Source organism: Streptomyces sp. NPDC002790 (assembly GCF_040295505.1).
In the GTDB taxonomy this organism is placed as follows: Bacteria; Actinomycetota; Actinomycetes; order Streptomycetales; family Streptomycetaceae; genus Streptomyces.
In genome coordinates this window covers 19,728-29,075 of record NZ_JBEOVM010000045.1, presented here as the reverse complement: position 1 = coordinate 29,075, position 9,348 = coordinate 19,728, and the positions used below count along the sequence as shown (strand labels likewise).

At 70.7% G+C, this 9,348-nt stretch carries 9 protein-coding genes and 2 pseudogenes; 5 read left to right on the top strand and 6 right to left on the bottom strand.

What is annotated here, in order from left to right:
- The 4 genes and pseudogenes from ABT004_RS20780 to ABT004_RS20765 form a co-directional block, all read left to right on the top strand.
- A pseudogene (locus ABT004_RS20780) lies at positions 1-229 on the top strand (hypothetical protein); the annotation flags it as partial.
- A complete protein-coding gene (locus ABT004_RS20775) occupies positions 226-990 on the top strand; it encodes a transcriptional regulator (RefSeq protein ID WP_351338875.1) in 765 nt (254 codons plus the stop codon). The pseudogene ABT004_RS20780 and the gene ABT004_RS20775, both read left to right, overlap by 4 nt.
- 44 nt (positions 991-1,034) lie before the next feature.
- Positions 1,035-1,550, top strand: coding sequence for a roadblock/LC7 domain-containing protein (locus tag ABT004_RS20770; protein ID WP_351338872.1), 516 nt, complete (start codon positions 1,035-1,037; stop codon positions 1,548-1,550).
- Between the two features lie 55 nt (positions 1,551-1,605).
- Positions 1,606-1,980, top strand: a complete 375-nt coding sequence (locus ABT004_RS20765) for a roadblock/LC7 domain-containing protein (RefSeq protein WP_351338870.1) — start codon at positions 1,606-1,608, stop codon at positions 1,978-1,980.
- A 46-nt stretch (positions 1,981-2,026) separates the two neighbouring features.
- Here ABT004_RS20765 and ABT004_RS20760 read toward each other — a convergent pair whose 3' ends face one another.
- From ABT004_RS20760 to ABT004_RS20735, 6 genes and pseudogenes are all read right to left on the bottom strand, one after another.
- A complete protein-coding gene (locus tag ABT004_RS20760) occupies positions 2,027-2,458 on the bottom strand; it encodes a hypothetical protein (protein ID WP_351338867.1) in 432 nt (143 codons plus the stop codon).
- Positions 2,459-2,469: 11 nt separating this feature from the next.
- The gene (locus ABT004_RS20755) at positions 2,470-3,882 is read right to left on the bottom strand and encodes a purine-cytosine permease family protein (RefSeq protein WP_351338865.1); all 1,413 of its coding nucleotides are present in this window, start codon (positions 3,880-3,882) and stop codon (positions 2,470-2,472) included.
- A 12-nt stretch (positions 3,883-3,894) separates the two neighbouring features.
- The gene (locus ABT004_RS20750) at positions 3,895-4,830 is read right to left on the bottom strand and encodes an ABC transporter substrate-binding protein (protein ID WP_351338920.1); all 936 of its coding nucleotides are present in this window, start codon (positions 4,828-4,830) and stop codon (positions 3,895-3,897) included.
- Between the two features lie 20 nt (positions 4,831-4,850).
- Entirely contained in the window at positions 4,851-5,528 is a 678-nt protein-coding gene (locus tag ABT004_RS20745; RefSeq protein WP_351338862.1) for an ABC transporter permease, read from the bottom strand.
- 7 nt (positions 5,529-5,535) lie between these two features.
- Entirely contained in the window at positions 5,536-6,180 is a 645-nt protein-coding gene (locus tag ABT004_RS20740) for an ABC transporter permease (RefSeq protein WP_351338859.1), read from the bottom strand.
- A 344-nt stretch (positions 6,181-6,524) separates the two neighbouring features.
- Positions 6,525-7,562 (bottom strand): annotated as a pseudogene (locus ABT004_RS20735) (ABC transporter ATP-binding protein); the annotation flags it as partial.
- Between the two features lie 188 nt (positions 7,563-7,750).
- On the opposite strand from ABT004_RS20735, the gene ABT004_RS20730 reads away from it, so the two are divergent.
- On the top strand, positions 7,751-9,247 hold the full coding sequence (locus ABT004_RS20730) for an aromatic amino acid ammonia-lyase (protein ID WP_351338918.1): 1,497 nt from the start codon (positions 7,751-7,753) through the stop codon (positions 9,245-9,247).
- The last annotated feature ends 101 nt before the right edge of the window (positions 9,248-9,348 follow it).

Sequence of the window (9,348 nt, the reverse complement as noted above, 5' to 3'; positions counted from 1 at the left end):
CGCCCCGGCCGCCGGCAGCGACTGGGCCCCGGGCAGCGCTGCCGACAAGGCGCCGCCCGTGGAGGACGTCATCGTCACCAACCGCGACGGGTACCACCTGCTGCGCTTCGTGCGGACCACCTTCGACAGCAGCGTCTTCGTACATCTGTGGCTGGACCGGACCGAGGGCAACCTCGCGCTCGCCCGGCTGCGGCTCACCGACATAGCCGACCGGCTGGTCCTGGGATGAGCACCGAGACCGCCGCCGGTGTCTCGCCGATGCTGACCCGCCTCGCCGACGAGCAGGCCACCGGCGCCCTGATCCGGGAGCACGGCACCCTCTACCTCGAAAGCGGCCGGGTCGTGCACGCGGAGTCGCCCGCGACGCCCGGCATGGACGTACTGCTCACCACCGGCGGTGCGGTGCAGGCCGAGGGGTGGTCGGAGGCCGTGGACCGGGCGGGCGCGCTCCGGCGGGTCGGCCGCTTCCTCGTCGAGCAGGGCAGGCTCTCCGACGGGGCGCTCGAACTGTGCCACCTGGGCGCCCTGTTCGACGCCTCGTATTTCACGCTCGCCCCCAGCAGCGGCCCCACCCGGTTCCGCTACGGCGTCTCCCACTGGTTCGGGAAGGTGCGGCCCGTGCCGGTGGCGGCCGTCGAGCGGGAGACGCTGCGCCGCCGCGAACTGCTCCAGCGGATCTGGCCGGAGCCGGACACGGACACGGCGCCGCTCACCCGGATCGTCCGGCACGGCGAGGTGGGCGTGCCACCGCGCAGACGCAGCGTCCTCGACCTGGTCGACGGCGAGCGGACGGCCTCCCAAATCGCGCTCACCCTGGGCAGGCCCGCCTTCCACACCCTCGTCGACCTGCGGCGCCTCGCCGCGTGCGGCCTGGTGACCACGGCCCCCGCCCCGGCTCCGGCTCCGCCCGAGTGGCTCGGGCTCGGCGTCGTCGAGGACCCGGACGTGGCCCTGCTGCGGCGGCTGCGCGCCGGTCTGGAGGCCCTGTGAGACGCCTGCTGCGTATCTCGCGCACCCCCGAAAGGAGACCTCCGATGGGACCTCCCACGGTCGACCAGGGCGAACTCCTCGCCGAACTGCAACGGTTGAGAGTCCGCGTGCCCCAGGTCACCGGCGCGCTCGCCGCCAGCGTCGACGGCCTGGTCCTCGCCCAGGACACCCCGGGCGTCGAACCAGAGGGCGTCGCCGCGCTCACCGCCACCGCGCTCGGCGTCGCCCAGCGCCTAGCCGACGCCACCGCGCAGGGCGCCTTCCGCGAGCTCCTGGTGCGCGGCGCCGACGGCTACATCGCGACCTACGCGGCCGGGGACACCGCCGTCCTCACGCTCCTCGCCGATGACCGGGTCAACGTCGGCCGCCTGCATCTCGAAGGGCGCCGCTCCGGCGCCCGCATCGGGGACCTCACCACTCCCTCCGAGGAGGAAGCGCCGCCCGAACCGGCCCCCCGCACCCGCGGCCGGTCCCGCGCCCGCACGGCTCCCACCACGACGACGGAGACCGGACTCCCTGTCCGGCCGACCACCAACGTGCCGCCGCAGCCCACGCGTTGACCACCGGCACACCTACAGAAAGCACGCCCACAGAAAGCACGAAAGGACCAGCACCATGGCCAACATCGACACCGCACTCAAGGACGCCCTCGCCTCCATAGAGGGCGCCTCCGCCGCGGCCCTCGTGGACTACACGAGCGGCATGGCCCTCGGCACCATCGGCGGCTCCAAGAGCTTCGACCTGGAGGTCGCGGCGGCCGGCAACACCGACGTGGTCCGCTCCAAGCTGCGCACCATGGAGCAGCTGGGACTCAAGGACGGCATCGAGGACATCCTCATCACCCTCGGCTCCCAGTACCACCTGATCCGCCTGCTCCAGGGCCACGGCGGCAACGGACTGTTCCTGTACCTGGTGCTGGACAGGTCCCGCGCGAACCTGGCGATGGCCCGCCACCAGCTGAAGAAGATCGAGGCCGAGCTGGAGGTCTGAGCACGTGAGCAGGCGCCGCACTCCATGAAGCGCGGCGCCTGCACGACTAGCCCTCCCAGTCGGACTCCTCGCGGTCACGGCGCTCCCGCCTGCGGACGGGTCCCCACCGCACCGCGTGCAGCGCGTTCACGCCGACGATCCCGCCCCAGGCCACGAAGAGCCCGGGCAGGTCGGCGTTGACCACGGCGATCGCGGACAGCGGGATGGCGAGGACGAGGGAGACCACGGCGAAGCCGAAGCGCTCGCCCCAGTTCTCGGCGCCGGAGTCGCGGGCCCCACGGGCCACGGTGATCCGGTTCTCGGCCAGCTGTCGTCGCACCCTGCGGTCGACGACGGAGTCGAGCCGCTGCTCGACCTTGTCGAGGAACGAGTCGACGAGCGCCGGCTCGTACTCGTCGCCCAGTTCCCTGCGTGCGTGCAGGGTGGCGTCGAGTTCCTTCTTGAGTTCGGCGTCGCGTGCGTGTTCGCGGGCTTCCATGCCGTCCGACGTTACGGAGCCGAGGCGCCCACCGCAGTAGGGCTGTCCCCCGTCTTCTCAGTGGGCCAGTCCCCCGCCCGGCCCCGGGCGAGCAGCCAGTACAGGACGGCCGGGACGACGAGCCCCACGATCCACGACACGTCCGCCCCGCCCAGCGGATCGACGAGCGGGCCCGTGTAGAAGGCGGTGGCCAGGAACGGCAGCTGGGCGAGCAGCCCGATGCCGTAGACCACGAGCGCGTCCCAGCGCCAGCCGCCGTAGCGGCCGTTCGGGTCGGAGAGGGCCGGGAGGTCGTAGCGCTCGCGGGAGATCAGGTAGTAGTCGACCAGGTTGATCGCCGACCACGGCGTGAAGAACGTCAGCAGGAACAGCAGGAAGTCCTTGAACGAGGTCAGGAAGCTGTCCTTGCCGACCAGCGCGACCACCGTGCCCGCGACCATGATGATCCCGATGTAGAGCGCCCGGGCGCCCTGCGAGAGGGTCCGCTGCCCGCGGAATCCGCTGATGCCGGTGACCATCGACATGAAGCCGCCGTACGTGTTGAGCACGTTGACGGTGAGCTTGCCGAGCGCGATCACGAAGTAGAAGAAGGACGCCACGAGGCCCGCGCCGCCGAGCGACACGACGTAGCCGACCTGGTTGTCGATGAACTTCTCGCCCGCGCTCGCCGCGACCAGCACACCGAACGCCATGGACCACTGCGAGCCCAGCGCGGACCCCGCGAGCGTCCACCAGAACGTGGACTTGCCGCTCGTCGTACGCGGCAGATAGCGCGAGTAGTCGGCGACGTACGGGCCGAAGGCGAGCTGCCACGAGGCCGACAGGGAGACGGCGAGCAGGAACATCGGCATCGAGAAGTGCGCGTCGGACAGCAGCGCGCCGACGTCGGTCTGGTCGAAGAGCCGGATGCCCAGGTAGACGAAGGCGAGCGCGCACACCACGCTCGCCAACCGCCCGAGGACGTGGATGACGCGGTAGCCGACCGTCGCCACGATTCCCGTGACGAGCGCGAAGACGATGATGCCCGTCGTGTCATTGGTGTGGGTCAGCTGCGCGGTGGCCTGACCTGCGAGCACGGTGCCGCTCGCGAAGAATCCGATGTACATCAGGATGACGAGGAGCAGCGGGATCACGGCCCCCTTCACCCCGAACTGGGCCCTGGACTGGATCATCTGGGGCAGCCCGAGCTTCGGCCCCTGCGCCGAGTGCAGTGCCATGACGGCGCCGCCGAGCAGATTGCCGAGCACGAGCCCGACCAGCGACCAGACCACGTCGCCGCCGAAGACGACGGCGAGGCCGCCGGTGACGACGGCCGTGATGTGGAGGTTCGCGCCGAGCCAGAGGGTGAACTGGTTGAACGCCGTGCCGTGCCGTTCGCTGTCCGGCACGACGTCGATGGAGTGCTTCTCCACTACCGCTGCCATCCGATGGCCTCCCTACTTCTTGCTGATCCCGTGGCGGCGCGCGTAGTCGTCCGCGACGTCCTCGGGGTCCTTCTTGTCCTTGTCCACGAGCCGGTTGAGCTCGGTGAGGTCCTCGGTCGTCAGCACGTTGCCCAACCGGGCCAGTGCCTTGCGGACGGTCGAGTCGGCCTTGCGGTCGGCGATCAGCGGGACGATGTGCTGACCGGGGACCAGGTTCTTGGGGTCGGTGAGGACGACCCAGTCGTTGGCGGCGATGTCGGTGTCGGTCGTGAACAGATTCGCGACATCCACATCGCCCTTCTTCAGTGCGCCCTTCACCAAAGGACCTGAGGAATCAAGGGACTTGAACTCCTTGAACTCGACGCCGTACACGTCCTTGAGCCCGACCGCGCCGACCTGACGCTTCTTCACTTCCGGGGCGGCGCCGATGACGAGCTCCCCGTTGTGCTTCGCGAGATCGGCGAGGGACGTGAGCTTGTACTTCTTCGCGGTCTCGCGGGTCACCGCGAACGCGTCCGAGTCCTCGGCGAGCCCGTACGGCAGGATCTGCAGGCCCGCCGGGAGCACCATGGCGAGGGCGTTCTGCATCTCGCCCTCCTCGGTGGCCTTCGACTTGGTGTCGAGGTAGTGCAGGAGGGCGCCCTGGTACTCGGGCAGCAGGTCGATGTCGCCGCTCTTGAGGGCGGGGATGAGGATCTCGCGGGTGCCGAGGTTGGGCCGCACGCTCGTCTTCACGCCCTCCGCTTCGAGCGCGGCGGCGTACAAGTACCCGAGCACCTGGTTCTCGGTGAAGTTGGCGGTGCCGATGGTGACACCCTTCTTGCTGGAGCCGCCGCCCGAGACCGAGCCGCCCTGCTCGTCGAGCGACGTGATGCCGCTGGAGCAGGCGGCGAGCGCGGGGACGGAAGCCGCGGCGGCCAGGCCGCCGAGGAGGGTACGTCGGTTCATCTTGCTCATCTGGCGTGCTCCTAGGCGGACTTGAGAGTGGTGGGGCGGTGACGGAAGAGGAGCCGCTGAAGGCCGGACAGCGCCAGGTCGAGGACGATGGCGACGACCGCGACGAGCACGGCCCCGCCGAGCACCTGCACCAGGTCCCGCTGGGCGAGCCCGTCGAAGACGTAGCGGCCGAGCCCGCCGAAGGACACGTACGCGGCGATGGTGGCGGTGGCGACGACCTGGATGAGCGCGAGCCTCAGCCCCGTCATGATCAGCGGCAGCGCGAGCGGCAACTCGACCTGGAACAGCACCTGGTGGGCCCGCATGCCCTGCCCGCGCGCGGCATCCCGCACCTCGGGATCGACGGCGGTCATGCCCGCGTACGTATTGGTGACGATCGACGGCACGGCAAGCGCGACGAGCGCGATATAGACCGGCCACATGGAGAGCCCGCTCGCGAGAAACACGAGCACGACGAGCCCGACCGTCGGCAGCGCCCGCCCGAAGGACGACAGGTTGATGGCGACGAAGGCGCCACGTCCGGTGTGACCGATGAGCAGCCCGACCGGCAGAGCGATGGCGGCGGCGACGAGCGTGGCGAGCAGCGAGTACTGGAGGTGCTCGGCGACGCGCGTCGCGATGCCGTCGCTCCCCGCCCACTGCTCCCCGCTGACCAGCCAGGCCCCGAGGTTCTTGAAGAGTTCGAACATGGCGGGTTCAGGCCTTCCGGGTCCGGGTCCACGGGGTGAGCAGCCGCTGGACGCCGACGAGCAGCGCGTCCGCGACGAGCGCGAGCAGCAGCGTCAGGACGACGCCGACGATGACCGGGGTCGGAAAGTTCCGCTGGAACCCGTCCGTGAACAGCTGGCCGAGCCCGCCGTCCCCGATGTACGTCGCCACGGACACGAGCGAGATGGCCATCACGGTGGCGATCCGTACGCCCGCCATGATCACGGGCAGCGCGAGCGGCAGCTCGACGGTGAGCAGGGCCCGCATCGGCCGCGTCCCCATGGCCTTCGCGGCCTCCTTGGTCTTCGCGGGCACGGAGTCGAGGCCCTCGACGGTGTTCCGCAGCAGGACGACGAGGGTGTAGATCGTCAGCCCGATGACGGTCGTGGTGCGGGTGAGCCCGGAGACGGGCAGCAGCAGCACGAAGACGGCGATGGACGGAATGGTGAACAGCACGTTCGACATCCCGAGCAGAAACCCCCGGAGCGCCCGCACCCGATGCGCCACCACGGCGAGCGGCAGGGATATGACGAGCCCGAACAACACGGCACTGAGCGCGGCTTGAAGGTGAGAAAGGGTGAGTGTGGCGAGATCGGACTGATGTTCCCCGATCCAGGACCAGTCGATGGTCACGCGACCCCCTCAGCACCCTCGGACGCCTCCGCGCCACCAGCCCCGCCAGCCTCGTCGGCCTTCTCGACACCGTCGACCTTCTCAGCGCCATCGACCTTCGCGGCGCCGTCGACCTTCGCGGCGCCATCGGCCTTCGCGGCGCCGTCGACCTTCGCGGCGCCATCGGCCTTCGCGGCGCCATCGGCCTTCGCGGCGCCGTCGACCTTCGCGGCGCCATCGGCCTTCGCGGCGCCATCAGCCACCTCGGCGCCATCAGCCTTCTCGGCGCCATCAGGCACCGGTGCGGCCAAATCAAGCCCCTGCGGCGATTGAGCAGCGGGGTCCGGGGCGGAGCCCCGAGGCGTTGCGCCGGACTGGGCGTCACTGTGCGCTCGACCGGACCGCTCATGAACGTCGTCCCGGGACGACACACCCGTGAACACCCCATCCGCATCGACGCGGACCACCAGCCCGGAGGGCGACGCCACCGACTCGTTCAACGCGGACAGCAACGAGTCCCCGTCACGGAGCGCCCGCACAGGGGCTTCGGCCCCGCCAACCCGCTCGCGCCAAGCGACCGGCCGACGCGCCCCGTCCAGCACCAGCTCCCACGCCCCACCCTCGGGCGCAGCAGCTTGCGCCACATCCCCCAACGTCGAGAGCGACAACAACTTGAGCCCCCGCTCAGCCCCGAGGAAGTCCGCCACGAACTCGTCCACCGGCCGCGCCAACAACTCCTCCGGCGGAGCACACTGCACGAGGTGCCCACCCTCCCGGAACACCGCGATCCGGTCCCCGAGCCGCACCGCCTCATCGATGTCGTGCGTAACGAACACAATCGTCTTGCTCAACTCCGTCTGGAGCCGCAGCAGTTCATCCTGAAGCTGCGTACGAACGACCGGGTCGACCGCCCCGAACGGCTCGTCCATCAACAGCACAGGCGGATCCGCGGCCAGCGCCCTCGCCACCCCCACCCGCTGCTGCTGACCACCGGACAGCTGATGCGGATACCGCTTGCCCATCTCCGCGGAGAGCCCCACCCGCTCGAGCAGCTCACCGGCCGCGACCCGCGCCTTCTTCCGCCCCCAGCCGAGCAGCAGCGGCACGGTCGCGACGTTGTCGAGAACCGTCCGGTGCGGAAAAAGACCCGCCTGCTGGATCACGTACCCGATCGAGCGCCGCAGCTCAGCGGCGTCCTGCTCCAGCACATCGCGCCCACCGACCCGGATCGTGCCCGAGGAGGGCTCGACCATACGGTTGATCATCCGGAGGCTGGTCGTCTTGCCGCAGCCCGACGACCCGACGAAGACGGTCACGCCCCCCTCCGGCATGTCGAGCGAGAGGTCGTGCACCGCTGTCGTGCCGTTCGGGAATCGCTTGTGGACCGCTTCGAACTGGATCATGGAGCGCCTCTGGAGTCCTCTTGCCCGTCCTGCATATCGTCATGCAGAGTTCTCGGTGCGTGAATAATTTGTCAATGCCTCCGTGTAAATCATCGGTAAATCCCCTTGACGGGACCGGATTATGAGACGCGGACGCCCTTTTGGGGCATAGGAGACCGTTGCCACTCTTCGAGGAGGAACAGACCGTGATGTCCCACCAGGACCGCTCGGCGCACGCGGACCGCTCGGCCCACCCGGTCGTCGTGCTCGACGGCCACGGCCTCCCCGTCGCCGACGTGGTCCGCCTCGCCCACGCGAGCGCCCGCCCCGTCCCCGGCACCGACGCCATGAAGCGCGTGGAGCGGTCCTGGAACGCGGCGCGGGAGATCGCCGCGTGGGGCAGGGTCTACGGCCGCTCCACCGGCGTCGGCGCCAACCGCAGCGAGGACGTGCCCACCGAGGCCGCCGCCGACCACGGCCTTCGCCTGCTGCGCAGCCACGCGGGCGCGATCGGCGACGAGCTGCCCGAGCGCGAGGTGCGGGCGATGCTCGCGGTCCGCGCGAACCAGCTCCTGGCCGGCGGCGCGGGCCTGCGCCCCACGGTCGTCACGGCGCTCTGCGAGGCCCTGGACGCGGGCGCGTACCCGGCGGTCAACGAGCACGGCTCCGTCGGCACCGGCGACATCGCACCCCTGTCCCAGATGGGCCTCGCCCTCGCCGGCGAACACCCGTGGCGCGGCAAGGGCACCCCGCCCAAGCCGCAGCCCCTCGACAACAACGACGCCCTGGCCCTGATCTCCTCCAACGCGCTCACCCTCGGCCAGGCCGCCCTCGCCCTGCACGAACTGCGCGACCTGCTAGCGGCGACGGACCTGGTGGCGGCCCTGAGCCTGCTCGCGGTCGACGGCTCCTACGAGGCGTACGCCCTGCCCGTCCACGAGTCGCGCCGCCACCGGGGCAGCTTCGACGTCGCGGCCCGGATGCGCGGGATCCTCGGCGCCGACGACCACCCCACACCCCCGCTCGGCCGGATCCAGGACCCGTACGGCTTCCGCTGCGTACCGCAGATCCACGGACCGGCGCAGGACGCGGCGGACGCCCTGGAGGACGTCCTCACCGTCGAGATCAACGCGGCGGCGGAGAACCCCCTGATCTCGTACACGGAGATGGCGGCCTACCACCACGGCGGCTTCTACATGGCCCAACTCGCCCTGGCGCTCGACCACTTCCGCCTCGCCATCAGCCAGGTGGCCCGGCTCTCCACCTCCCGCCTCTCCACCCTCAACGAACCGGGCTTCACCCGCCTGCGCCCGTTCCTCGCGGACGGCGAACCGGCGTCGTCCGGCGTGATGATCCTGGAGTACGCGGCCGGTGGCGCCCTCGCCGACCTGCGCGCCTTCTCCGCGCCCGCGTCCCTCGGCCACGCCGTGCTCTCGCGCGGCGTCGAGGAGCAGGCCAGCTTCGCCTCCCTGGCGGCCCGTCAGACCCTGCGCGTGTGCGCGGCGTTCCGCCAGGTCGTGGGCTGCGAACTGGTCGCGGCGGTCCGGGCGTTGCGGCTGCGCGACCTGCGCCCGGACACGGAGCTTCCGGTGGGGCGGGCCTTCGCGCTGGCATCGCAGGAGCTTCCCGACGACGTGACGGACCGACCCCTGACGGCGGACGTACAACGGGCGGCGACCCTGCTGGGGCGATTCGCGGAGCAGTGACGGCGGGCGCGACGGCAGGGCGCCGCGGGCGCCGCATCGGCCGGGAGGTCTGGCGCCCCCGGCACCGTCCTGAATAGAATCATGCACGAAATGGGACCGTT